We start from the raw sequence: 24369 nt of genomic DNA, 5'->3' as shown, positions 1-24369 counted from the left end.
GTCGTGCCGACTGTGACGAATGCCTCAGCGGCCCGTTCGGAAAAGAAATCCGGCCGGATCGCCGTCCGTCGGTCCGCTGTTTCTTCGGGCCCGTACCGAATCGCCCGCAGACCTGCCGGTGGGGCCGCCCATCCCGGCGGTCACCTGCTGAAACAGGTGTCTCATCATATGGAAAGCGCCGGTCGGGGCACCCCTGCTCGGTAGACTGGCGCGGACCGCACACCCCCCTCCCCCGGGGGTACGGGGGCCAGGCGCCCCCGGAAAACGACACAAGTCGAGGAGCGCACGTGGGCCTTGTCGTGCAGAAGTACGGCGGCTCATCCGTTGCGGATGCCGAGGGCATCAAGCGCGTGGCCCGTCGAATCGTTGACGCCAAGAAGGCCGGCCATGAGGTCGTCGTCGTGGTGTCCGCGATGGGCGACACGACGGACGAGCTCATCGAACTCGCGGAGCAGGTGTCACCGATCCCTGCCGGCCGTGAGTTCGACATGCTGCTGACCGCTGGAGAGCGCATCTCCATGGCGCTGCTGGCCATGGCGATCAAATCCCTGGGTCACGAGGCCCAGTCCTTCACGGGCAGTCAGGCCGGTGTCATCACCGACTCCGTCCACAACAAGGCGCGCATCATCGACGTGACGCCGGGCCGCATCCGCACCGCCCTGGACGAGGGCAACATCGCGATCGTGGCCGGCTTCCAGGGGGTGTCCCAGAGCAGCAAGGACATCACCACGCTGGGCCGGGGCGGCTCGGACACCACCGCCGTCGCCCTCGCCGCCGCCCTCCGGGCCGAGGTCTGCGAGATCTACACCGACGTGGACGGCGTGTTCACCGCCGACCCGCGCGTGGTGAAGAAGGCCCGCAAGATCGACTGGATCGCCTACGAGGACATGCTGGAGCTGGCGTCCTCCGGCTCCAAGGTGCTGCTCGACCGCTGTGTGGAGTACGCCCGGCGCTACAACATCCCGATTCACGTACGCTCGTCCTTCTCGGGTCTCCCCGGGACGATCGTCAGCAACGACAACCCGAACAAGCCCGAAGGGGGCGAGATGGAGCAGGCCATCATCTCCGGAGTCGCCCACGACACCTCCGAGGCCAAGGTCACCGTCGTCGGCGTGCCCGACAAGCCGGGCGAGGCGGCGCGCATCTTCCGCGCCATCGCCGACGCCGAGGTCAACATCGACATGGTGGTGCAGAACGTCTCCGCCGCGTCGACCGGCCTGACCGACATCTCCTTCACCCTGCCCAAGACCGAGGGCCAGAAGGCCATCGACGCGCTCGGCCGGGTCAAGGAGGGCATCGGCTACGAGTCGCTGCGCTACGACGACGCGATCGGCAAGATCTCGCTGGTCGGCGCCGGCATGCGCTCCAACCCGGGCGTGACCGCGACCTTCTTCGAGGCGCTGTCCGCCGCGGGCGTCAACATCGAGCTGATCTCCACCTCGGAGATCCGCATCTCGGTGGTCACCCGCGCCGAGGACGTGCCGGAGGCCGTCCGCGCCGTGCACAGCGCCTTCGGCCTGGACAGCGAGACGGACGAGGCCGTCGTCTACGGCGGCACCGGGCGATGACCCGGGAGCGGAGCGGGGGCACCGGGCGATGACCCGGCGGCCGAACCTCGCCGTCGTCGGCGCCACCGGCGCGGTCGGCGAGGTGCTGCTCGGCCTGCTCTCGCTCCGTCAGGACGTCTGGGGCGAGGTCCGACTCGTCGCCTCCCCGCGTTCGGCCGGCCGCAAGCCGCTCGTGCGCGGCGAGGCCGTCGAGGTCGTCCCGCTGGCCGAGGAGGCCTTCGCCGGGATCGACGTCGCCGTGTTCGCCGTCCCCGACGAGGTCTCCGCCCAGTGGGCGCCGATCGCGGCGGCCAAGGGCATCGTGGTCGTCGACGACTCGGCCGCCTTCCGCACCGCCGAGGACGTGCCGCTGGTCGTCCCCGAGGTCAACGCGGCCGCGCTGCGGATCCGCCCGCGCGGCATCGTCGCCAGCCCGGCCAGCACCACCCTCGCGATGATCGCGGCGGTCGGCGCGCTGCACGCCGAGTACGGGCTGGCGCAGCTCGTCGTCGCCTCCTACCAGGCCGCCGGCGGCGAGGGCCGCGAGGGCGAGGCGGTGCTGCGCGAGCAGACCGCGCTGGTCGCGGGCACCGAGGTCGGCCGGCAGACCGGCGACCTGCGCGCGGTGATCGCCGACCACGGGCCGTTCGCCGCCCCGCTCGCGCTCAACGCCGTGCCCTGGACCGGCGGGTTGCGCGAGGGCGGCTGGGCCGCCGAGGAGCTGGGCATCCGTGACGAGTCCCGCAAGATCCTCGGCCTGTCCGCGCTGAAGGTCTCCGCGACCTGCGTGCACATCCCGGTCGTCCGCACCCACGCGCTCGCCGTGCACGCGCGGTTCGAACGGGAAGTCACCCAGGAGCACGCGCAGGACATCCTGCGGGACGCGCCCGGCGTGGTCCTCTACGACGACCCGGCGGCTGGCGAGTTCCCGACGCCGAACGACGTGGTCGGCACGGACCCGGTCTGGGTCGGGCGGGTGCGCAGGGCGCTGGACGAGCCGGACGCGCTGGACCTCTTCCTGTGCGGGGACAACCTGCGCAAGGGGGCGGCGCTCAACCTGCTGCAGATCGCGGAGCTGGTGGCGGGTGAGCTGACGGTGGAATAGGGCCCGTTCGCCGTGCTCCCGCCGTACGATCTGCCCGCTTGTGTCCACACCTGTGTCCATACCTGTGTCCGCTCCTCGACACAATCTGTCCGGAATCCCGGGGGAATCCGCTGGAGGCCTCTTCCGCCCATGCGGAAGAATGGGCCCCGGGCTGGGCAACCATGACAGGGGATCGAGTGTCCAACGGGCGTGGCGGACGTGATGGTGGGGGCAAGGGTGGGCATCCCGGCGAGGGCCGCGGTGTCCTTCCCCTCGCGCGCCCCGTGGCCTGCGAGTAGGCCGGAAGACGACCAGATGACGGCGGCCGCACCCGGTGCGGCGGACTCCGGCGCCGGTACCGACGCGGGTACCAGCGAGGACCTGCTCACCGAGACCTACCAGGCGCACTACCGCTCACTGCTGCGGCTCGCCGCGCTGCTCCTTGACGACCTCTCGACCTGCGAGGACGTCGTCCAGGAGGCGTTCATCCGGGTCCACGCAGCCCGGCGGCGGGTGCGCGAGCCCGAGAAGACCCTCGCCTACCTGCGGCAGACGGTCGTCAACCTGTCCCGCTCCACGCTCCGTCGCCGGATCCTCGGGCTGAGGCTGCTGCAGAAGCCCATGCCTGACATGGCCAGTGCAGAAGAAGGTGCCTACGATGCCTTGGAGCGCGACCAGTTGAAGGCCGCGCTGCGTGGTCTGCAACGCCGTCAGCGGGAGGTTCTGGTGCTGCGTTACTTCGTGGACATGACGGAGGCGCAGGTCGCCGACACCCTGGGCATCTCGCTCGGCTCGGTGAAGGCCTACGGATCGCGCGGACTCGCCGCCCTCCGAATCCAGATGGAGGCCGGTCATGGCTGAGGCTGACGGCACCGGGCGGCGGGCGGTGGACGGCCTGGGCCCCGGCAGCCCCGGCGGCGGGCCGTCGGACGCCTCGGAGCTGTCGGGGCTGTCCGGGCTGTCGTCCGACGAACGGGCGGTGCGCGAGCTGATGCACCACGCCGTCGCCGGGATCCAGCCCTCGGCCGGCGGACTGCCCCGGATCCGGCAGGCCGTACCCCGCCGGCGGGCCGCCCGGCGCGGAGCCTGGACCGGAGCCGCCGCGCTCGCGTTCGCCGTCGCGATCGCCCTGCCCGTCCTGCACGAGGGCGAACACCTCGGACTCTCCGGCGGTCCCGGATCGGCCGACGCCAAGAGCCCCGCCGCCACCGCCCCCAGCGGCACCGCCAACGGCAGCAGCGGCATCGGAAGCGCCCCGCCCGCGGGTTCGAGCGGCACCGGGGACGCCTTGCCCGCCTCCGGCCCGGCCACCGCCCCGCACACCCCCGGCACCGGGGCCACCCGCACCGACGGCACCGTCGCGCCCAGCGGGACCACCGGAGCCGGTGACAGCGGCATCGTCCCGCTCTGCACCCGCACCGACCTCGGCGACGGCATCGCGCAGGTCGGCTCGGCCGACGCGGCGGGGCGGATCTACGGCTCGTTCACCGTCTACAACGTCTCCGGGCACAGCTGCCGCGTCGGCGGACCGGGCGCGGTGGCCGTCACCGGCGTCAGCGGCGGCGACCGCAACCGCATCCGCACCGCCGACCACGCCCCGGGCGACCAGGTCGGCGGCCTGACCGCGATGGACGCGGAACCGCCGGTACTCGCGCCGCTCGCCGGGTACCGGGTGCCGTTCGCCTGGATCCCCGACCAGGCTTGCAGCGTCCCCGGCCAACCCACCGGCGCGCCGACCGGCGCCACCAAGGTGTCCCTGACCTCCCAGGCCCCGGCGGCCTCGGGCCTCCCGGCCTCCGGAGCCACCGGCGCCGCCACCGCCAACCCCCAGGCCACCTCGTCCCCCTCGGCGGCCCCCACCTCGGCCCCCAGCCCCACCGCCACCCCGACCGGCAGCCCCACCACCCCGGCCCCCACCGCCACCATCGCCCACACCCCGGCCCCGGGCAGCCCCACGGCCGCCACGGCGACGCTGCCGCTGGCCTGCACCGGCACGCTGTACCGGGGCGGTTTGCAGGCGGTGAGCGGTCCGGTGCCGCAGCCCTCGGGTTCGCCCTCGGCGGGGTGACGGGTCCCGTACCGGCCCCTGGGGGCGGGACGGGTGTGAGGAGTGGTTACCGTGGGGGGTGTGTACCGGTTCCTCCTGACTCCGCGGTGGCTCGGCGGCACGGCCCTGGCCGTGGCGGCCGTGGTGGTGTGCATGGGGCTGGGCTCCTGGCAGCTCGGCCGGTTCGAGGACCGGGTGTCCACCCACAACGAGACCAAGGCGGCGATCACCGCCACGGGTGACGCCCGGCCGATCGACGCGCTGCTCGATCAGGCGACTCCGCAGGTGACCACCGAGACCGTCGGCAAGTCGGTCACGGTGACCGGCAGCTACGACACCGAGCACCAGCTCCTCGTACCCAACCGGGTGGTGGACGGCAAGCAGGGCTACTACGTGCTCACCCCGCTGCGCACCGCCGACGGGCACGCCGTCGCGGTGGTGCGGGGCTGGGTGCCCGGAGCACCGACCGCGGGGGTGACCGGTGGGTCGCTGCCGGGCGGGGCGGCGCCGGGCGGGACGGTGACGGTGTCCGGGCGGCTGCAGGCCAACGAGGCCGTGGGCAGCGGCGGCGCGGTCGCCGGCGGACTGCCGGCCGGGCAGCTCGGCATGATCAACCGGGCCTCGCTGCTGAACGTGCTCGAGTACGACGGCTGGTACGACGGCTGGGTCGCCGCCGACGAGGCGCCCGCCGGGCTGACCCCCGTACCGACTGTGCAGCCGCAGGGCGGGGACGGGCTCACCCTGCGCGCGTTCCAGAACCTGGGCTACACCCTGGAGTGGTTCGTCTTCGGGGGCTTCGTCGTCTTCATGTGGTTCCGGCTGATGCGCCGCGAGGCGGAGGTGGAACAGGACCGGGCCCTGGGACTGGACCCGGTCCTGGACTGACCTGGACCGACCTGAGCGCCGACCGAGGCGCGCGTCGAGGTGGCGACCGGGGCGTCGACCGAGGCGCGGGTCGAGGTGGCGACCGGGGCGTCGACCGAGGCGCGGGTCGAGGTGGCGACCGGGGCGTCGATCGAGGCGCTGGTCGGTCAGCGTTTGGTCGGCAGCGGCGGTACGGCCGTCGGCTTGACCGGCGGCAGTGTCGGCGGCGTCGGCGCTGCGCTCGGCGTCGGGACGGGCGGTTGGACCGACGGTTGGGCAGGTGGGGTCGAGTCGGCGGGCACCGGGGTCGGGTTGCCGGAGCAGTGGCTGTGGCCGCCGCCGTTGCCGTCCGAGTCGTAGTGGTCGATGTGGTGGTGCACGGTGCGGCCGGTCTTCGAGCCCTTCGAACCCTTGGACCCCGAGCCCTTCGAGCCCGAGGAGCCGCCGCTCTTGCCTCCCTTGGCGAGCAGGACCGTGCCGTTCCCGCTCCCGTCGGTCGGCTCGTCCACCTCGTACGCCGCCAACACGACGGACGCGCCCGCGCCGACGGCGCTCGCCCGGGTCGCCGTGGCGAGCGGTGTGGCGGGGACGGCCGGGACGGTCGGCTGGGCCGCCGAGGGGCTCGGCGCCGGCGGGCCGGCCGGGGGCGGGCAGTCGGCGTCGTCGCTGCGCGACCCCGAGCAGCCGGTGAGCACCAGGGCCCCGGCCACCGCCGCCCCCGCGAGCATCAGCACGCGTCTCACACCGACTCCCCGTCCGCGCTGCCCGCAGCGGTGCCGGCCGGGGCAGCGTCCAGGTGCCGTCGGACGAAGTCGATCTCCAGTCGCAGCTGCTTGATCCGCTCCTCCACGACCAGCGATCCGTGCCCGGCGTCATACCGGTACACCTCGTGCGGCTTGCCGAGCTGCTCCAGCCGCTCCACGTAGTTGTCGATCTGCCGGATCGGGCAGCGCGGGTCGTTGACCCCGGCGCTGATGTACACCGGCACCCGGACCTGCTCGACGTAGGTCAGCGGGGAGGAGGCGGTGAAGCGGTCCGGGACCTCCTCGGGGGTACCGCCGAAGAGGGTGCGGTCCAGCGACTTGAGCGCCTCCATCTCGTCGGCGTACGCGGTGTGGTAGTCCGCGACCGGCACGGCGGCGACGCCCAGGGCCCAGGCCTCGGGCTGGACGCCGAGCCCGAGCAGGGTCAGGTAGCCGCCCCAGCTGCCGCCGGTGAGCACCAGCCGGCGCGGGTCGGCGAGGCCGCTGGCGACCGCCCACTCCCGGACCGCCGCGATGTCCTCCAGCTCGATCAGTCCGACCCGCTCGTGCAGGGCGTCGGTCCAGGCCTGGCCGTAGCCGGTCGAGCCGCGGTAGTTGACCCGGACCACCGCGAAGCCGTGGTCCAGCCAGGCGGCCGGGCCGGCGGCGAAGGAGTCGCTGTCGTGGTGGGTCGGACCGCCGTGGATCTCGAACAGGGTCGGGAACGGGCCGTCCTCGGGGGAGCTGCCGGGCGGCCGCTGCACGAGGGCGTGCACCCGTCCGCCGGGTCCGTCCACCCAGACGTCCTCGACCGGCACCGAACCCGGCGGCACCGGGCCGGGCGCCCGCAGTACGACCGTCCCGGCGGTGGAGCGGACCGCGGCCGGCTCCGCGGCGGAGGACCACAGGTACTCGACGGTGCCGTCCGGACGGGCCGTGGCGCCGCCGATGGTGCCGCGCGGGGTGTCCAGGCGGGTGAGCCGTCCGTCGGCGAGCGTGTACGTGAACAGCTCGCTGCGCGCCTCGTACTCGTGCTCCACGAGCAGGGCCTCGGCACCCGGGCGCCACTGCGCGGAGACGTCGCCGGGCAGTTCGCGGCCCTGCTCGTCGCGCAGCGGGAGCGCGGTCTCGACGCCGGTGGCGACGTCCCAGATCATCGGCTCCCAGCGGCCGGTGCGCTGGTGGGCGACCAGCAGGCGGGTGTCGCCCTCGACCGGGGCGAAGCCGAGGCAGGCGACGCCGCGCGGCTCGTCCCGGCCGGTGACCTCGTCCAGTTCGGCGACGGTCTCGACGGTGATGGCCCCGGTGGCGACGGTCCCGGTGGTGTGAGCGCTGCCGGTGGTGTGAGTGCTGCCGGTTGTGTGAGCGCTGCCGGTGCCGGTGATGCGGACGACCCGGATCGCGGAGTGCATCGCGTCGCCGTGCTCGGTGTGGTCGATGGCGAGCAGCGTGCCGTCGTGGCTGAGGTCGCCGACGCCGCCGTACTCCGCGTGCCGGTAGATCTCGACCGGCTCGGCGTCGCCGGGGCGGTGCAGGTGCAGAGTGGTGCCGTCCTCGTCGGTGGAGCGGCCGACGACCACGGTGCCGTCGCGGCCGAGCGCGAGGCCCGCCGAGTAGGAGGGGGCGAGGCCGGGCACGGCCTCCTCGTCCGGGCCGCCCGAGAACGGCTGGCGGCGCCAGACGCCGAACTCGTCGCCGTCGTGGTCGTCGAACCACCAGACCCAGGCGCCGTCGGGGGACAGTTCGCCGTCGGTGGTGCCGTTCGGGCGGTCGGTGACCTGACGGTGGGTGTCGGTGGCGCGGTCCCAGGCGTAGACCTCGTAGGTGCCCGTCGCGTTGGACACGTACAGCGCCCGGTCGGGGGCGTCCTCGGCCCAGTCGGGCAGCCACACCCGGGCGGCCCTGAACCGCTGCTCCCACGCCGGTACGGCGCTCTTCTCCTCGCTCATCCGACCATCCAACCCGATCGGGGGGAGGGAATGGAACGGGCGGGTGGGCCTGGGGCCACCCGCCCGGTGGTTCGGGGGTGTTCGCGTACCGCGGTTGCGGTTGCGGTTGCTGTAGTTGCGGTTGCGGTTGCTGTCGCCGGGGGTCGGCTCTTGCCGGGGTCAGCTCTTGCGGGGCAGGAGCCGGACCAGGGCCACCAGCAGCAGCTCCAGCGCCGTCAGCGCCAGGACGCTGCGGCCGAAGGCGGCGGTCGGGTCGTCGGCGCCGTAGTAGACGAGGCCGAGCAGTGCGATCCCGAGGGCCCCGCCGACCTGCTGCACGGTGGACACCACCCCGGCGGCGGAGCCGGCCAGCCGCGGCTCGACGCCCTCCAGGACGACGGAGGTGACCGGGGCGATCACCAGGCCCATGCCGAGACCGTCCACGAACAGCCCCGGCGCCAGCCACCAGACGCTGCCGTCCGCGGCGTCGTACGTGGCGAGGGCGAGCAGGGCCAGCCCGGCGGCCATCAGCAGTCCGCCGACGGTGATCGTGCGGCGGCCGCCGAGACGGGCGGTGATCCGGTGGGTGGTGTTGGACGTGACCAGGTAGCCGAGGCCGATCGCGGTGAACACCAGCCCGGCGCCGAGCGCGTCCAGGCCGCGGCCGAACTGCAGGTGCAGGGCGAGCACCAGGAAGAAGGAGCCCTGGCCGAGCCAGAAGGCGAGTTGGGCGAGCACGCCGGCGCTGAAGGCGCGGTCGCGGAAGAGGCGGGTGTCGACCAGTGGGGTGGCGGTGGTGATGTCGGTGCTGGTGGCTGCCGCGGTGGTGGCGCGGTGCTGGTGTACGGCGAAGGCGGCGAGCAGAGCGACCGAGGCGCCCAGGCAGAGCACGGTCCACAGCGGCCAGCCCAGTCGGGCGCCCTGGATCAGCGGCAGCACCAGGGCGGTCAGCGCGGTGGTGACCAGCAGCACGCCGACCGGGTCCAGACCGGGCCGCCGCAGGGCGCGGGACTCCGGCAGGCAGCGGCGGACCATCGCGAGGGCGGCCACACCGATCGGCAGGTTGATCAGGAAGCAGCTGCGCCAGCCGAGGCCGAAGAGGTCCGCCCGGATCAGCAGTCCGCCGATCAGCTGGCCGAAGACCGCGCCGACGCCCATCGTCAGCCCGTACCGGGCGAAGGCCCGTGCCTGCTCCGCGCCGCTGAACGCGGTCCGGAGGATCGCCAGCACCTGAGGGCCCATCAGTGCCGCCGCCAGGCCCTGCACCACCCGGGCGCCGACCAGGGCGGCGGCGGTGGGGGCGAGACCGCAGCCCGCCGAGGCGAGGGTGAAGAGGGCGAGGCCGAGGCCGAACACCCGGCGGCGGCCGTACCGGTCGCCGAGGCGGCCCGCGGTGACCAGTCCGGCTGCGAGGGCCAGGCTGAAGCCCGCCATCACCCACTGGACGGCGGACGGGCCGGCGCCGAGCTCGGCCTGGAGGGAGGGGAGGGCGACGTTGACGACGAAGATGTCGAGGGCGGTCATGAAGGTGGCGGTCAGGACGACCGGCAGCAGGCCCTTGGGGGCCGTGGCTGCCGCCACTGTCGCCGTCTCGGGGGCGGGCGGCGCCGGGGTGGGCCGCCGGGCGTCGAGGGCGGTGCTCATCTCGGGCTCTCCTCAGGGGGTCGGCCGGGGGCGGGGCTCGGGGTCGGCGGTCGGGGGTAGTCCGCGGTTGTTCTCGGCGAGGGGTTGTTCTCGGTGAGGGGTCGTTCTCGGTGAGGGGCGGGCCGGCGGGAAGGGCCCGCCCCTCGGTGTGCGTGGGCAGCGGTGGCTCAGGCGCCCGGCACGCGGTCGAGGAAGCCGTACACCGCGCCGATCCGGCCCTCCGGGGTGGCCGTCAGCACGTCGAAGCCGATCACCACCGGCTCCGCACCGGCCGGACCGAGGTTCCAGGTGAAGCGGGCGATGTCGTGGTGCGCGTCCACCGGGCCGAGGGTGAACTCCAGCCCCGGGAACTGGGCCTGGGCCGCGCCGATCAGCGCGTCGATCGCGTCCCGTCCGGCGACGGCGGCCAGCGGGTCGGTGTAGCGGCCGTCCTCGGCCCACGCCTCGTCGATCAGCTTGCGGCGGGCCGCCGGGTCCGTCTCGTTCCACACCGCGATGTAGCGCTCGGCGAGCTGCTGCAGGGCGGCGGTGGTGATCTCGGTCATCGTCATCTCCCGTGTTCCGGTGGGGTTTCGGCCGGTCGTTCCCGGTCCTCACAAAGGTAGGGACGGGCGGGCGGCGGCGAATCCGTCACGTATAGGCATGGGGGTACGTAGCTGTCGGGCGGGGGTACTGGCCCCCGGTTGCCGAGGTTCGCGGTGGGGCGGCGCGGGCCGGATGGGTAGGGTCGAGGGCATGCTGTACGGGAGGGAAAACGAACAGGCCGCCGTGGACGGGCTGTTGGCCGCGGCGCGGGCCGGTCGCAGCGGCGTCCTGCTGCTCCGGGGCGAGGCCGGCATCGGCAAGACCGCGCTGCTGGACGACGCCGTCGCACGGGCGGGGAAGGCGTTCCGGGTGATCCGGGCGGCGGGCGTCGAGTACGAGGCCGAACTGCCGTACGCCGGGCTGAGCCTGCTGCTCGCACCCGGCCTGGACCGGCTGGACGCGCTGCCCGGGCCGCAGCGACGGGCCCTGGAGGCGGCGTTCGGGCTGGCCGACGACGAGGAGTCCCCCGGCAGGCCGGCGGACCGGCTGCTGGTCGGGCTCGCCACGCTCGCCCTGCTCGCCGAACTCGCCGCAGACCGGCCGCTGTTGTGTGTCCTGGACGACGTGCAGTGGCTGGACCGGGCTTCGCTGGACGCGCTGCTGCTCGCCGCCCGGCGGCTCCAGGCCGAGGGGGTGGCGCTGCTGCTCGCCGCCCGTACCGGTGGCGGCACGTCGGTGGACGTCTCCGCCGAGCGCGGGCTCGGCCTCCCCGCGCTGGAGGTGACCGCCCTGGCCGAGGCCGATGCCACCCGGCTGCTGACCCGGCGGGTCGGCCCCGACCTGCCCGCCGCCGTCCGCGACCGGCTGCTCGCCGAGGCCGCCGGCAACCCGCTCGCGCTCACCGAACTCCCCGTCGCCGCCGGGCCGCAGGCGCACGCGCCGGGTGGCCTGGCCTCGGGTGGCCTGGCTTCGGGTGGTCCGGCCTCGGGGGGCCTACCGCTCACCAGCCGGCTGCTGATCGCCTTCCACGGGCAGGTCACCGTCCTGCCCGCGGCCACCCAGACGCTGCTCCTGGTCGCCGCCGCCGAGGAGAGCGGGGAACTCGACGTCGTCCTGCCCGCCGCGGCCACGCTCGGCATCACCGCCGAGCACCTCGCCCCCGCCGAGGAATCAGGGCTGGTGACGGTCACCGCCGACCGCCGGATCGCCTTCCGGCACCCCCTGCTGCGCTCGGCGATCCTCCAACGCGCACCGCACCACCAGAAGTTGACGATCCACCGAGCAGTCGCCGAGGTGCTGCCCGACGGCGACCGCCGCACCTGGCACCTCGCCCTGGCCGCCACCGCCCCCGACGCCGACCTCGCCGACGCGCTGGAACGCGCCGCCGTCCGCGCCGAACGCCACGGCGGCCACGGCGGCGCCGCCGCCTACGAACGCGCGGCCCGGCTCACCCCCGACCGGGACGCCGCCACCCGCCGCCTCGTCCTGGCGGCCGAAGCCGCCACCGAGGAAGGCGAGTTGGTCCGAGCCGAGGCGCTCGCCGACGAGGCCGCCACCCGTACCGACAGCGCCCTGGCGCACGCCCTGCTCGACCAGGTCCGGGCCACCGCGCACTTCTGGCGCGGCTCGTACCCGACCGCCTACCGGCTGCTGCTCGACGCCGCCGGCACCGGCATCGACCCGACCCACGCCGCCCGGATGCTGTTCCAAGCCTTCCACGCCGCCTGGTACGCGGGGGAGGAGCCAGTGATCGCCGTCCTCGACCGCCTCGCCGCCCTGCCGCTGGCCGACGGCCACCCCCTCGCCCCGCTCGCCCGCCACCTGCCCGCCGCCGTCCTCCCGGCCTTCGGCAGGCCCGCCGCACCGCTCCCGCCCGTCCGGGAAGCCGCCGAGGCCGCCCGCCGGGCCGGCGCCGAGAGCCCCGTCGACCTGGTCCAGCTGTGCGGCGCCACCCTGATCCTCGGCCGCGACGAGGAGACCGCCGAACTCGGCGGCGAACTGGCCGCCGAAGCCCGCGCCAAGGGCACCGTCGGGGTGATGCCCACCCTGCAGTTCTTCCTCGCCGAAGCCGAACTCTTCCACGGCCGCCACCGCGACGCCGAACTCACCGCCGCCGAGGCCCTCGACCTCGCCCGCGACACCGGCCAGCACCAGTGGGTCAGCCAACTCACCGCACTGCTCGCCTACTTGGCCGCACTCGACGGCCGCACCGACCACTGCGCCGAACTCGCCGCCACCGCCCTCGCCACCACCGGCCCGCAGACCGCCGCCCCCGCGGCCGGCCTCCCCTGGGCCCAGTGGGCGCTCGCCCTGCTCGACCTCGGCCAGGGCCGTGCCGGCGACGCCGCCGACCGCCTGCACACCCTCACCACCGGCCCGCAGCGCCACCACGTCAGCGCCACCCGGGCCGTCCCCGACCTCGTCGAAGCGGCCGTCCGCCTCGGCACCCCCGAACGCGCCGCCGAACCGTACGAACGCTTCGCCCGCTGGGCCGCCGCCGCCGACCGCCCGTGGGCCGAAGCCCTCCGACTGCGCTGCCAGGCCCTGCTCGGCCCCGACGAACTCGCCGAATCCGCCTACCGCGCCGCCCTCGACCTGCACGAACCCGGCAACCGCCCCTTCGAGCAGGCCCGCACCGCCCTCCTCTACGGCGAATGGCTGCGCCGCACCCGCCGCCGCACCGACGCCCGCCCCCACCTGCGCGCCGCCCTGGAAACCTTCGACCGCCTCGCCGCCCACCCCTGGGCCGCCCGCGCCCGCACCGAACTCTCCGCCACCGGCACCCCCGCCCCCACCCCCACGGGCACCCCGCAGTCCCCCCTCACCCCCCAGGAACTCCAGATCGCCCGCCTCGCCGCCCAGGGCCTCACCAACCGCGACATCGCCGCCCAGCTCTTCCTCAGCCCCCGCACCGTCGCCCACCACCTCTACAAGGCCTACCCGAAGCTCAACATCACCTCCCGCACCGAACTCACCACCGTCCTCTGAGACATCGCCCGGCGGCGGGCGAGGAGGCTGCGGCGAGGGCGGTCACGACGGCGCGGGTGCGGTGGCGAGGTGCGCGGTACCGGCTCGGCCGTCAGCCGGTCGTGGACCTGCGTCGCGGGGATGTCGAGGGAGAAGGTGTCCTTGCCCGGGTCGATGAGCTTCGGCCCGAACGCGGACGCTGTCAGGCCGAGCACGACTGGGACCGGGACGTCCCGGACTTCTCCAGGAGTTCTCCCGAACACCCCGGAGAAAACAGTCAGGGCCGGTGTCCCTTGCGGGACACCGGCCCTGAGCTGGTGTTACTGGGTCGGGGTGGCGGGATTTGAACCCACGGCCTCTTCGTCCCGAACGAAGCGCGCTACCAAGCTGCGCCACACCCCGGTCTTGCGGTTTGTCGCTCCGTCTCCTTCGCGACGAGTAGAACTCTACCGGACGCTCGCCGAGACACGAAATCCGGTTTCGGGCGGGCGTCCGGTGGGGGTCAGCGGGGGGCCGGGGTGAGGGTGAGGAGGGTGGCTTCGGGAGGGCAGGCGAAGCGGACGGGGGTGTAGCGGTTGGTGCCGCAGCCGGCGGAGACGTGGAGGTGGGAGCGGTGGCCGCCGGCGGTGTGGGTGGAGAGGCCCTTCACGCGGCGGGTGTCGATGTCGCAGTTGGTGACGAGGGCGCCGTAGAAGGGGATGCAGAGCTGGCCGCCGTGGGTGTGGCCGGCGAGGATCAGCGGGTAGCGGTCGGCGGTGAAGGCGTCGAGGACGCGCAGGTAGGGCGCGTGGACGACGGCGAGGGAGAGGTCGGCGTCGGGGGAGGGGCCGCCGGAGACCTCGCTGTAGCGGTCGCGGCGGATGTGCGGGTCGTCGAGGCCGGTGAACTCGAGGTCGAGGCCGTTCACGGCGAGGTGGCCGCGGGTGTTGGTGAGGTCGAGCCAGCCGGCCGCGTCGAAGCCGTCGCGGAGCTTCTCCCACGGGTTGTGGACGGCGCCGGTGATGCCGCGGTTGCCGGTGCCGTCGGGGTTGTTCATGCCGTGGACGCCGCTGCGCATGGCCTGGAGGTAGCGGGCCGGGTTCTTGCGGGCCGGGCCGTAGTAGTCGTTGGAGCCGAAGACGTAGACGCCCGGGAACTCCATGAGGGGGCCGAGCGCGTCGAGGGTGGCCGGGACGCCGAGCGGGTCGGACAGGTTGTCGCCGGTGTTGACCACGAGGTCGGGGCGCAGGCCGGCCAGGCTCTTCAGCCAGCGCTGCTTCTTGCCCTGGCCGCTCACCATGTGGATGTCGGACACCTGCAGGATCCGGAGGGGGCGGGCGCCGCGGGGGAGGACGGGGACCTCGACCCGGCGGAGGCGGAAGGCCCGGACCTCGTACCCGGCGGAGTAGGCGAGGCAGGCGGCGCCGGCGGCGGCGAAGCCGAGGGGGACGGAGTACAGCGGTCGCATCAGCCCATGCTCTCAGACGGTGGATCAGCTGGTGGACGCGCGGAGGGGGCCGACGGGGGCGGCTGCTCGGACTCGCGGCGAGCGCGCAGGGCGCGGACCTTGTGGCGGTTGCCGCAGCGTTCCATCGAGCACCAGCGCCGCCGCCCGGGCCTGGAGGTGTCGACGAAGATCAGCTGGCAGTTGTGCGCGCCGCACTCGCGCACCCGGTCCGCGTACGGGCCGGTGAGCAGGGCGATGGCGTCCCGGGCGAGGGTGGAGGCCAACTGGGTGCCGTCGGCGGGCAGCGGGGCGGCCGCGGTGCCGTCCGGGGCGATCCGGGGGACCAGCGGGGGGTGCTCGGCGGCCAGGTTGAGGACGGCGTAGTCCTCGGCCGGGCCGGGCTCGCCGTGGGCGCGGGCGGCGGCGAGGCGCCAGAGCGCGTCGCGCAGGGTGCGGACGGCGGCGAGCTCGGGGGCGGTGACCCGGACGGTGTCGGCGGGCAGCCGCAGGCGGGACAGCGGGAGCCAGGCGGCGAGGTCGTCGGGCCGGTGCAGGACCTCGTAGCGGGCGTACGGGCCCGGGCCGCCGGTGGTGAGCAGCTCGAGGCAGAGGGCGCCGGGGTCGAAGTGGAAGCGGACGCCCGCGGGGGTGGTGAGGACCAGCCCGGGCGGGGTGGGGTCCCGGTCGTCTCCGTCGGTCATGGAGCCAGGATAGGTGTAACCGGGTTAATGGGTTACGGCGCCCTCGTGGGGAGGGGGTGGGCCGGCGGGGTCGGACGGCCGGCTGCTCCGGGCCCGTGCTCACGGCGCCGGTGCCGTGAGCACGGGCGAGGGGATTTCCCCGTGGTCACCCGGCGGCGTGGCTTTCCGTCGGGGGCGGGGGTGGGGCTGCCGCGGAGAGCAGGGCGCCGATCAGGAGTTCCACGGAGCTGCGCCGTGGATTCTTGATGGCGCCGGTTTCCAGATTTCTAATGGTTCTTACACTGACATTGGAATGCTCGGCTAATTTCTCTTGGCTCCACCCGACCATCTTCCGGTGGGTCACCAACATGGAGCGAAGCTGATTGTTGTCCATTCCCCCGTGCCTCCTGCTGTCGTGAGCAGAATCCAAGCCGGAACTTGACACGCTGACCTGCGGCTCAAGCCTAATGCGAACGGGTGTTCTGTGCGGGCCGATTTCGCGAACCTGTCGCTACGTTCGACTTTGCCCCTTTTGGTGTCGGCGGCCGAACGGGGGCCTCCGGCGATTTCCGGCTGTTTAGCCGAAAACATGCGCACACGGCCGGCCAGGGTGGCCGAATCCTGCTGTCCTGTGCCTGCCATGACCGTCCGTCTGCCCGTCCATCCGCCCGTGAGTCCGCCCGTGAGTCCGACCCGAACGGCCCGACGCGTCGTCACTCGACAGCCGGTCGGTCGGCCTCGGCACGGCATACTCGTTCACCTGCGCAAAGCCGCAGTGGATGCCCGGTGGAAACCTGGTTGAGACCGCCCACAGTCGAAGGATAAAAAGAGGAAATGACAACGCTCAAGGAGCAGCTGCAGGAGGACCTCACGGCTGCCATCAGGGACCGGGACGAGCTGCGCGCGTCCACCATCCGGCTCACGCTGGCCGCCGTCACCAGCGAGGAGGTGGCGGGCAAGCAGAAGCGCGAGCTGTCCGACGCCGACGTGCTGAAGGTGATCGGCCGCGAGGCGAAGAAGCGCCGGGAGGCCGCGGAGGCCTTCGACACGGCCGGTCGCACTGACCAGGCCGCGCGGGAGCGGGCCGAGGGCGAGCTGCTGGCGGCCTACCTGCCCAAGCAGCTGTCCGACGAGGAGCTGGCCGGGATCGTCGCGGACGCGGTCGCCGAGAGCGGGGCGAGCGGCCCGCAGGCGATGGGCGCGGTCATGAAGCTGGTGAAGCCCAAGGTGGAGGGCCTGGCCGAGGGCAGCCGGGTCGCCGCCGCCGTCAAGGCCGCGCTGTCCTGAGCCTGAGCATGGGCCGCCGGGCCTGAGCCCGGGCGGCCCTGACCGCCCTGGCGACACGACGAAGGGGCGTCCTCCGCATCGGAGGACGCCCCTTCGTCGCTGTTCCAAGAGCCCGGTCAGCCGTTGTTGCCGCCGTGCTTGCCGCCCTTGCCGCCGCCGATGACGCCGGGCGGGAGGGTGAACCCGCCGCCGATCATCCCGCCGGGGTTGCCGCCGCCCGCGGTGTTGTCGCTGGGCTGCGGCGGCGGGGGGTTGCCGCCGGGCTGCGGGTTGGGGTCGGCCGGCGGCGGGGTGGCGCCCGCCGGGGGAGCGGTGGGCTGCGGGTCCGGGATGTCGGCGGTCTGGATCGGCTCCATCGGCGTGCCCTGGAGCGCCTGGTTCATCGCCATCTGCCAGATCGGACCGGGGCCGTCGGCGCCGAAGACCTCGTCGAAGTGCTTGCCGCCGATGTTGATGTTCTTCATCTTGACGCCGCCGGCCGGGCCGCCGAGCCAGACCGAGGCGGCCAGCGACGGGGTGTAGCCGCTGAACCAGGCGGCCTTCTTCTCGTCGGTGGTACCGGTCTTGCCGGCGATCTTGCGGCCGCCGTCCAGGCCGAGCGCGGCCGCGGTGCCCTTCTCGGTCACGTTCAGCAGGACGGTGTTGAGCTTGTCCGCGGTGTCCTCGGAGAAGGCCTGGCTGCACTGGGTCTGCGGGACCGGCAGTTCCTTGCCGTCCACCGTGCTGATCTTGTTGATCGCGACCGGGGTGCAGTACTTGCCGCGGGCGGCGAAGGTCGCGTAGACGTTCGCCATGGTCAGCGGGGAGAGCTCCAGGGTGCCCAGGACCATCGAGGGCACCTCACGGAAGGCGTCGCCCTTCGCGGACTGGGTGATGCCCAGCTTGTTCGCCATCTGCTTCATCGCGCAGAGCCCGACCTGCTGCTCCATCTGCACGAAGTAGGTGTTGACCGACAGCGCCATGGCCTGCTTGAGCTGGTACGGCCCGACTTCCTTCTCGGACTCGTTCTTCACCGTGGCCTTGCCCTCGCCCGGCGTCGGGACGTTCTTCCAGGTGCCCGAGCAGGTGGACATCTGCGGGTACTCGATCTTGTTCTCGGACGGGAACGACTGGGTGGGCGCCATGCCCGACTCCAGCGCCGCCGCGGCCAGGATCGGCTTGAAGGTCGAACCGGTCTGGAAGCCGTTGCCGCCGCCCATCGAGGCGTCCACGTTGAGGTTGACGACGGTCTGGTTCTTGTTCGGGTCCAGGCCGTACGGGCGGGTCTGGGCCATCGCCACGATCTTGCCGGTGCCCGGCTCCATCATGGTCGCGGCCGCCGACACCTGGTCGGTCACGTTGACCTTCTTGGTGACGGCGTTCTGGGCCGCGGCCTGCTTGTCCGGGTCCAGCGTGGTGTAGATGTTCAGGCCGCCGGTGTCCCAGAGCTTCTTGCGCTCCTCGGCGCTCTTGCCGAACGCCGGGTCCTGCTTGACCACGTGGCGGACGTAGTCGCAGAAGAAGCCCATCCCGGCCTGGGCGGTGATGCAGCCGTTCTGCGGGTCCTTGTACTTCAGGCCCAGCGGGGCGGCCTTCGCCTCCTTCGCCTGGTCCGCGGTGATGTGCTTGTTCTCGAGCATCTTGTCGATCACGACGTTGCGGCGCTTGACCGTGTTCTCGGGGTAGCGCACCGGGTCGTAGGACGACGGGTTCTGCACCATGCCGGCGAGGGTGGCGGCCTCGGCGACGGTCAGGTCCTTGTTGCTCTTGCTGAAGTAGCGCTGGGAGGCCGCCTCGACCCCGTAGGCCTGGTGGCCGTAGAAGGTGATGTTGAGGTAGTTGGTGAGGATCTGATCCTTGCTCAGGTCCTCCTCCAGCTTGATCGCGACCTTGAGCTCCTGGATCTTGCGGCCCAGGGTCTTGCGCTGGGCCTCCAGGACGGCCGCCTGGTCGTCGCCGGCCTTCTCCACGTTGACGTTCTTCACGTACTGCTGGGTCAGCGTCGAGGCGCCCTGGGAGGCGGTGCCGCTCTCGGCGTTCTTGCTGACCGCGCGGAGGATGCCCTTGAGGTCGACGGCGCCGTGCTCGTAGAAGCGGGCGTCCTCGATGTCCACCTGGGCGTGTCGCATGAACGGCGACATCTGGTCGGCGGTGAGGACGGTGCGGTCGCGCTCGTAGACCTTGGCGATCAGGCCGCCCTTGGCGTCGAAGATCTGGGTGGCCTGGGTGAGCGGCGGGGTCTTGAAGTCGTCGGGGATGTTGTCGAAGCTCTCCGCCGTGTCCTTGGCGGTCAGCCCGATGGCGCCGACGGCGGGCAGGGCGAGGCCTGCCAGCAGGACTCCGGAGAGCACGCTGACGCCCAGGAACTTCACGCCGTTGCCGACGTGCTCCAACGGTGATCCGCCGGTCCTGCCGCGCGGAGCTCCGGCGTTGCCTGGGGGCTGGGGGGCCTGTGGGCGCTTCGGTGCCATGGGGAGAACCCTACGTCGCCGATTCCCGTACATCGGGGCAGGTGTTCGCCTAGGCTTGTCACAAGCTTGGTACAGCTTCGGTGCGTCAACATCATTCACTCTTGTGGGTGGAGAGGGTTGCCCGAATTGCCCGGCGATGACCGGATTTTGAGGCGGCTGGGGCCTGCCGTACTCGTGTGAACGGTCGCTCTCCGTGATGACGCCTGTGGCGAGAGTGCGGGCCCCGCCTTTGGCAAGGTGTGCGACCTGCGATCACTCCAACGAGTGAGCTGACCGATACCCATAGTCCAATCGGGTCATTCGAGATTGAGCCCGAAGGGGCTGTTGCAAGCTGTCGTTCTTCCGTAACGTCCTCAACTGGCAACGGTGAATATGCCGTTGCCGCCGTGGGGGAGCCTCGATACGGGAGAGGACGGCGCCGGGATGGGCTGGGTTGACGACTGGAGTGCGCAGGCCGCCTGCCGCACGAGTGATCCGGACGAACTGTTCGTCCAGGGGGCGGCACAGAACCGCGCGAAGGCGGTGTGCAGCGGCTGCCCCGTCCGGACGGAGTGCCTCGCGGACGCCCTGGACAACCGGGTGGAGTTCGGGGTCTGGGGCGGGATGACGGAGCGCGAGCGCCGGGCGCTGCTGCGCCGCCGCCCGACGGTCATGTCGTGGCGGAGGCTGCTGGAGACGGCCCGCACCGAGTACGAGGAGTCCCTCGCGACCGGTGTGATACTGACGGACTACGCCCAGGCGGGCTGAGTCCGGGCGGTTCGCCGATTCACCGAGCCGGCCGAGTCGACCGAGTCGGCCGAACCGGTTGAACCGGTTGAACTGGCTGAACCCGTCGAACTCGCAGGATTCGTCGACTTGTCGAACCGGCCGTACCGGGGGGTCCGGGCCGGTCGGCCCAGGGCGGGCGTCCACACCGCGCCGCCCCGTGCCGTCTCCTGCCGTCCAGCGCGGTGCCGTCCAGCGCGGTGCCGTCCTGAGCCGCGCCGTTCCACTCCGCGCCGTCCTGAGCCGTGCCGTCCTACGCCGCGCCGCTGAGCCGGTCCCCGATGGCCCGCAGCCCGTCCAGGTCGTGCACGTCACCCGGTAGCGCCGGGACTTCCACGATCGGCACGTCCGGGTACACCGAGACGAAGCGGTCCCGGGTGCGGCGCTCCCGCCCCATGATCTGCATCCGTTCGGCGTGCAGCCGCAGCAGCCCGGCCGCGAGCAGCTCCGCCTCCGGTGAGGAGTGCTCCGAGCCGTTCTCCTCCAGCGCCTCCGCCGCCGCCAGCGCCCGCTCCGGCGTGAGCTGCGGCGCGCCCGTGCCGTGCACCCGGTTGAGCACCAGCCCGGCCAGCGGCATCCGGTCCGCGGCGAGCCGGTCCACGAAGTACGCCGCCTCGCGCAGCGCGTCCCGCTCCGGCGCGGCCACCACCAGGAACGCCGTTCCCGGCGCCTTGAGCAGCTGGTACGTGCGGTCGGCGCGCTCGCGGAAGCCGCCGAACATCGAGTCCATCGCGCTGACGAAGGTCTGCACGTCGGTGAGCAGCTGGGCGCCGAAGATCTTGCCCAGGGTGCCGGTGAGCAGGCCCATCCCGGCGTTCAGGAACCGCATCGCGCTGCGTCCGCCGACCTTGGCCGGGGCGGTCAGGATCCGGATCACCCGGCCGTCCAGGAAGGACCCGAGCCGGTTGGGCGCGTCCAGGAAGTCCAGCGCCGAGCGGGACGGCGGGGTGTCCACGACGATCAGGTCCCACTCCTCGGCGGCGCGCAGCTGCCCGAGCTTCTCCATCGCCATGTACTCCTGCGTGCCCGCGAAGCCGGCCGACAGGGACTGGTAGAACGGGTTCTCCATGATCGCCCGGGCCCGTTCGGGCTCCGCGTGGGCCAGCACGACCTCGTCGAAGGTCCGCTTCATGTCCAACATCATGGCCTGGAGCTCTCCTCCCTCCCGTCGCCCACCACCACCCTCGTCCGAGCCGCAGAGCGGCGCCCCCTCCATCGGGGTCACCCCCTTGACCACCCGGGGGGTGTTGTCGAGTTCGGTCAGGCCCATCGACTGGGCGAGCCGGCGGGCCGGGTCGATGGTCAGCACCACGACCTTGCGGCCGCGTTCGGCGGCCCGCAGGCCGATCGCCGCGGCGGTGGTGGTCTTGCCGACCCCGCCGGAGCCGCAGCAGACGATGATCCTGGTCTTCGGGTCGTCGATCAGCTCGTCCACCGCGAGCCGCTTGCCGGTGCTCCGCACGCCGCCGTCGGTCATGCCGTCGGTCACGCCGCCCCTGGTCATGCCGCCCCCTGCCGCTTCAGGTCGCCCGCCAGCCGGTACAGCGCGCCGAGGTCCACGCCCTCGCCCAGCAGCGGCAGTTCGTACGTCGGGATCCGCAGCTGCTGCAGGTCGGCGCGCTGCTCGCGCTCCAGCTCGACGCGCTCGGCGTGCTCCCTGGCCTGCTCCAGCAGCGGGTCGATCAGCGGCTCCACCGCCGCCCGGACCGTCTCCGGCTTGCGCGAGCGGCCGCCGAGCCCGGCCTCCCCGAGCGCCCGGGCGACCTCCTCGCGGTGGTCCCCGTCCACGGCGGCCACCGCGGCCGCGTCCAGCACCGGCGGACGGACCATGTTGACCATCACCCCGCCCACCGGGAGCTTGGCCTCGCGCAGCTCCGCGATGCCGTCGACCGTCTCCTGCACCGGCATCTCCTCCAGCAGGGTGACCAGGTGCACCGCGGTCTCCGGCGACTTCAGCACCCGCATCACGGCCTGGGCCTGGGTGTGTATCGGGCCGATCCGGGCCAGCCCGGCGACTTCGGCGTTGACGTTCAGGAACCGGGTCAACCGCCCGGTCGGCGGGGCGTCCATCACCACCGCGTCGTAGCGGCGCCGTCCGTCCGGGTCCTTGCGCCGGGTCGCCTCGCAGGCCTTGCCGGTGAGCAGGACGTCCCGGACGCCGGGCGCGACGGTGGTGGCGAAGTCGACGAAGCCGACCTTCTGCAGGGCCTTGCCGGCCCGGCCGAGCTTGTAGAACATCTCCAGGTACTCGAGCAGCGCCTGCTCGGTGTCGATGGCCAGCGCGAAGACCTCGCCCGCCGGTGCCGCGGGCGCCTCCGCGGCCGGCAGCCCCAGCTGCCTGCGGGATACCGAGGCGATCCGGCGCTCCTCGTACGGCAGCGCGGCGATGCCGAACAGCTCGGCGATGCCCTGCCGGCCCTCGACCTCGATCAGCAGCACCCGTCCGCCGTCGGCCGCGAGTGCCAGGGCCAGCGCGGCGGCCAGCGTGGTCTTCCCGGTGCCGCCCTTTCCGCTGACCACGTGCAGCCGGACGCCCTCCCAGTCGGGATCGCGCCGGTCCGCCTGGCCGGGGGTGCGTGCCACGCTCCGTCTCCGTCCGTCTCCGTCCTACGGGCGTCCCCTCCTGGCGAGGGTGCCCCTCATCAGGGTGCCCTCTCGCGAGGGTAACCAGGGACCGCACCGGATGCCCGGAGCACCTGGGTTGCCAGGCCTGATCATGCCCTCTTTGTGCCCCACCTCACACGCCGCCCCCGGTGCGGCACGGCTCTGCGGCGCGGCTCGTCTAGAGTCTGGCCATGACCAAGTGGGAATACATGACGGCGCCCCTGCTGGTGCACGCCACCAAGCAGATCCTGGACAACTTCGGCGAGGACGGCTGGGAGCTCGTCCAGGTCGTGCCCGGCCCGAACCCGGAGCAGCTGGTGGCCTACTTCAAGCGGGAGAAGAACGCATGAGCTCCGTCGAGTCGAAGCTCGCCGAGCTGGGCCTGACCCTGCCGCCGGTGGCCGCGCCGGTCGCCGCGTACGTGCCGGCCCTGCAGTCCGGTGAGTTCGTGTTCACCTCCGGCCAGCTCCCGGTCGTCGGCGGCAAGCTGCCGACCACCGGCAAGGTCGGCGCCGAGGTGTCCCCGGAGGAGGCCAAGGAGCTCGCGCAGACCTGCGCGCTGAACGCCCTGGCCGCCGTGAAGTCGGTGATCGGCGACCTCGACCGGATCGAGCGGGTCGTCAAGGTCGTCGGCTTCGTCGCCTCCGCCCCCGACTTCACCGGCCAGCCGGCCGTGATCAACGGGTGCAGCGAGCTGCTCGGCCAGGTGCTCGGCGCCGCCGGCGTGCACGCCCGCAGCGCGGTCGGCGTCGCGGTGCTGCCGCTGGACGCCCCGGTCGAGATCGAGCTCCAGGTGCGCGTCAAGCAGGCCTGAACGTGATCGCGGGGGCGGGGTAGGCCCTGTCCAACCCCGCCCCCGTGCGCTTAGCATCCGGGCATGGACCATCGAGCAACGACGCTCCCGATGCCGCCCGGCTGGCCTGCCCGGATCCGGGCGGTCGACTCCGGCGTGCTGACCCCGCCGGTGCCCAGGCCCGCCGCCACGGTCGTGCTGCTGCGCGACACCGCCGCCGGGCCGGAGGCCTACCTGCTGCGTCGGCGCACCTCGATGGCCTTCGCGGCCGGGATGTACGCCTACCCGGGCGGCGGGGTGGACCCGCGGGACGCCGAGGTCGAGCCGGGCTGGGCCGGCCCCTCGCCCGAGGAGTGGGCGCACCGGCTCGGGGTGGACGTCCGGACGGCCCGGGCGGTGGTCTGCGCGGCCGTCCGCGAGACCTTCGAGGAGGCCGGCGTACTGCTGGCCGGCCCGGACGCGCACAGCGTCGCCGCGCCGCGCGACTGGTCCGCGGAGCGGGCCGCGCTGGAGGCGCACGAGCTGTCCTTCGCCGAGTTCCTCCGCGACCACGGCCTGGTGCTGCGCAGCGACCTGCTGGGCGGCTGGGCCCGCTGGATCACCCCGGAGTTCGAGGAGCGCCGGTACGACACCTGGTTCTTCGTGGCGGCCCTGCCGTCCGGCCAGCGCGCGGCCCTGGAGGTCGGCGAGGCCGACCGGGTCGCCTGGCTGAGCCCGGCCGAGGCGGTCCGGGGCTACGAGGAGGGCCGGTTCGGCATGCTGCCGCCGACCGTGACGGTGCTGCGGGAGCTGTCGCCGGTGCGCACCGCCGCCGAGGCGCTGGCCGCGGCCGCCGACCGCCCGCTGCCGCCGGTCCTGGGCCGGGCCGAGGTCCGCGGGGACCGCATGACGGTCCGCTGGCCGGGGTACGACGAGCTGACCATCGACGGGGAGTTCCCCGAGGACTCCTGAGCCACCCGCACCACCCCAGAGCCACCCGCACCGCCGAAGACTCACCCGCACCACCGCAGAGAAA

The 24369-nt window shown here is 73.2% G+C and carries 21 protein-coding genes and 1 tRNA gene; 11 read left to right on the top strand and 11 right to left on the bottom strand.

Going from position 1 to position 24369, the window contains the following annotated elements; all coding sequences use genetic code 11:
- Positions 1-287 precede the first annotated feature (287 nt).
- From ACZ3TI_RS10605 to ACZ3TI_RS10585, 5 genes are all read left to right on the top strand, one after another.
- Entirely contained in the window at positions 288-1568 is a 1281-nt protein-coding gene (locus ACZ3TI_RS10605; RefSeq protein WP_465725562.1) for an aspartate kinase, read from the top strand.
- A 28-nt stretch (positions 1569-1596) separates the two neighbouring features.
- Positions 1597-2652, top strand: coding sequence for an aspartate-semialdehyde dehydrogenase (locus ACZ3TI_RS10600; protein ID WP_465725560.1), 1056 nt, complete (start codon positions 1597-1599; stop codon positions 2650-2652).
- Positions 2653-2946: 294 nt separating this feature from the next.
- Complete coding sequence (locus ACZ3TI_RS10595; protein ID WP_465725558.1) at positions 2947-3492, top strand: SigE family RNA polymerase sigma factor; 546 nt, start codon at positions 2947-2949, stop codon at positions 3490-3492.
- The gene (locus ACZ3TI_RS10590; protein WP_465725556.1) at positions 3485-4699 is read left to right on the top strand and encodes a hypothetical protein; all 1215 of its coding nucleotides are present in this window, start codon (positions 3485-3487) and stop codon (positions 4697-4699) included. The genes ACZ3TI_RS10595 and ACZ3TI_RS10590 overlap by 8 nt, the downstream gene beginning before the upstream one ends.
- 60 nt (positions 4700-4759) lie before the next feature.
- On the top strand, positions 4760-5563 hold the full coding sequence (locus tag ACZ3TI_RS10585; RefSeq protein ID WP_465725554.1) for an SURF1 family protein: 804 nt from the start codon (positions 4760-4762) through the stop codon (positions 5561-5563).
- Positions 5564-5709: 146 nt separating this feature from the next.
- Here the strand turns inward: ACZ3TI_RS10585 and ACZ3TI_RS10580 are convergent, their stop codons facing one another.
- The 4 genes from ACZ3TI_RS10580 to ACZ3TI_RS10565 all read right to left on the bottom strand — a co-directional run bounded on the left by ACZ3TI_RS10580 (position 5710) and on the right by ACZ3TI_RS10565 (position 10402).
- A complete protein-coding gene (locus tag ACZ3TI_RS10580; protein ID WP_465725552.1) occupies positions 5710-6285 on the bottom strand; it encodes a hypothetical protein in 576 nt (191 codons plus the stop codon).
- A complete protein-coding gene (locus ACZ3TI_RS10575; RefSeq protein WP_465725550.1) occupies positions 6282-8234 on the bottom strand; it encodes a S9 family peptidase in 1953 nt (650 codons plus the stop codon). Before ACZ3TI_RS10575 ends, ACZ3TI_RS10580 begins: the two co-directional genes overlap by 4 nt.
- 159 nt (positions 8235-8393) lie before the next feature.
- Positions 8394-9857 carry an MFS transporter gene (locus ACZ3TI_RS10570; RefSeq protein ID WP_465725548.1) on the bottom strand — a complete coding sequence of 488 codons (1464 nt, stop codon included), beginning with the start codon at positions 9855-9857 and terminating at the stop codon, positions 8394-8396.
- Positions 9858-10024: 167 nt separating this feature from the next.
- Complete coding sequence (locus ACZ3TI_RS10565) at positions 10025-10402, bottom strand: nuclear transport factor 2 family protein (RefSeq protein WP_465725546.1); 378 nt, start codon at positions 10400-10402, stop codon at positions 10025-10027.
- 190 nt (positions 10403-10592) lie between these two features.
- On the opposite strand from ACZ3TI_RS10565, the gene ACZ3TI_RS10560 reads away from it, so the two are divergent.
- A complete protein-coding gene (locus ACZ3TI_RS10560; protein WP_465725544.1) occupies positions 10593-13370 on the top strand; it encodes an ATP-binding protein in 2778 nt (925 codons plus the stop codon).
- A 307-nt stretch (positions 13371-13677) separates the two neighbouring features.
- On the opposite strand, the gene ACZ3TI_RS10555 is transcribed toward ACZ3TI_RS10560, so the two are convergent.
- The 4 genes from ACZ3TI_RS10555 to ACZ3TI_RS10540 all read right to left on the bottom strand — a co-directional run bounded on the left by ACZ3TI_RS10555 (position 13678) and on the right by ACZ3TI_RS10540 (position 15849).
- Positions 13678-13751: transfer RNA gene (locus ACZ3TI_RS10555), tRNA-Pro, on the bottom strand.
- Between the two features lie 100 nt (positions 13752-13851).
- Positions 13852-14796 (bottom strand): metallophosphoesterase, encoded by a 945-nt coding sequence (locus ACZ3TI_RS10550; RefSeq protein WP_465725542.1) that lies wholly within the window; start codon positions 14794-14796, stop codon positions 13852-13854.
- Complete coding sequence (locus ACZ3TI_RS10545) at positions 14796-15476, bottom strand: CGNR zinc finger domain-containing protein (protein ID WP_465725540.1); 681 nt, start codon at positions 15474-15476, stop codon at positions 14796-14798. Before ACZ3TI_RS10545 ends, ACZ3TI_RS10550 begins: the two co-directional genes overlap by 1 nt.
- Before the next feature lie 145 nt (positions 15477-15621).
- Positions 15622-15849, bottom strand: a complete 228-nt coding sequence (locus tag ACZ3TI_RS10540; RefSeq protein WP_465725538.1) for a helix-turn-helix domain-containing protein — start codon at positions 15847-15849, stop codon at positions 15622-15624.
- Positions 15850-16289: 440 nt separating this feature from the next.
- Here ACZ3TI_RS10540 and ACZ3TI_RS10535 point away from each other — a divergent pair, with 440 nt between their 5' ends.
- Positions 16290-16742 carry a GatB/YqeY domain-containing protein gene (locus ACZ3TI_RS10535; RefSeq protein WP_465725536.1) on the top strand — a complete coding sequence of 151 codons (453 nt, stop codon included), beginning with the start codon at positions 16290-16292 and terminating at the stop codon, positions 16740-16742.
- 116 nt (positions 16743-16858) lie between these two features.
- Here ACZ3TI_RS10535 and ACZ3TI_RS10530 read toward each other — a convergent pair whose 3' ends face one another.
- A complete protein-coding gene (locus tag ACZ3TI_RS10530; RefSeq protein ID WP_465725534.1) occupies positions 16859-19114 on the bottom strand; it encodes a transglycosylase domain-containing protein in 2256 nt (751 codons plus the stop codon).
- Between the two features lie 501 nt (positions 19115-19615).
- Between ACZ3TI_RS10530 and ACZ3TI_RS10525 the strand changes: the two genes are divergently transcribed.
- Positions 19616-19939 carry a WhiB family transcriptional regulator gene (locus ACZ3TI_RS10525; RefSeq protein ID WP_033333275.1) on the top strand — a complete coding sequence of 108 codons (324 nt, stop codon included), beginning with the start codon at positions 19616-19618 and terminating at the stop codon, positions 19937-19939.
- 271 nt (positions 19940-20210) lie between these two features.
- Here the strand turns inward: ACZ3TI_RS10525 and bagB are convergent, their stop codons facing one another.
- Positions 20211-21461 (bottom strand): ATPase BagB, encoded by a 1251-nt coding sequence (gene bagB, locus ACZ3TI_RS10520; protein ID WP_465725532.1) that lies wholly within the window; start codon positions 21459-21461, stop codon positions 20211-20213.
- Positions 21458-22540, bottom strand: a complete 1083-nt coding sequence (gene bagA, locus ACZ3TI_RS10515; RefSeq protein WP_465725530.1) for an ATPase BagA — start codon at positions 22538-22540, stop codon at positions 21458-21460. Before bagA ends, bagB begins: the two co-directional genes overlap by 4 nt.
- A 212-nt stretch (positions 22541-22752) precedes the next feature.
- On the opposite strand from bagA, the gene ACZ3TI_RS10510 reads away from it, so the two are divergent.
- From ACZ3TI_RS10510 to ACZ3TI_RS10500, 3 genes are all read left to right on the top strand, one after another.
- Positions 22753-22911 carry a DUF4177 domain-containing protein gene (locus ACZ3TI_RS10510; RefSeq protein WP_094743074.1) on the top strand — a complete coding sequence of 53 codons (159 nt, stop codon included), beginning with the start codon at positions 22753-22755 and terminating at the stop codon, positions 22909-22911.
- Positions 22908-23375: a RidA family protein gene (locus ACZ3TI_RS10505; RefSeq protein ID WP_465725528.1), complete on the top strand. Its 468-nt coding sequence runs from the start codon at positions 22908-22910 to the stop codon at positions 23373-23375. The genes ACZ3TI_RS10510 and ACZ3TI_RS10505 overlap by 4 nt, the downstream gene beginning before the upstream one ends.
- 63 nt (positions 23376-23438) lie before the next feature.
- Positions 23439-24305 carry an NUDIX hydrolase gene (locus ACZ3TI_RS10500; RefSeq protein ID WP_465725526.1) on the top strand — a complete coding sequence of 289 codons (867 nt, stop codon included), beginning with the start codon at positions 23439-23441 and terminating at the stop codon, positions 24303-24305.
- Positions 24306-24369 lie beyond the last annotated feature (64 nt).

Source organism: Kitasatospora sp. NPDC023120, from assembly GCF_055560835.1.
Note: the sequence above shows the minus strand (reverse complement) of the source record. Positions and strands in the feature narration are given on the sequence as shown.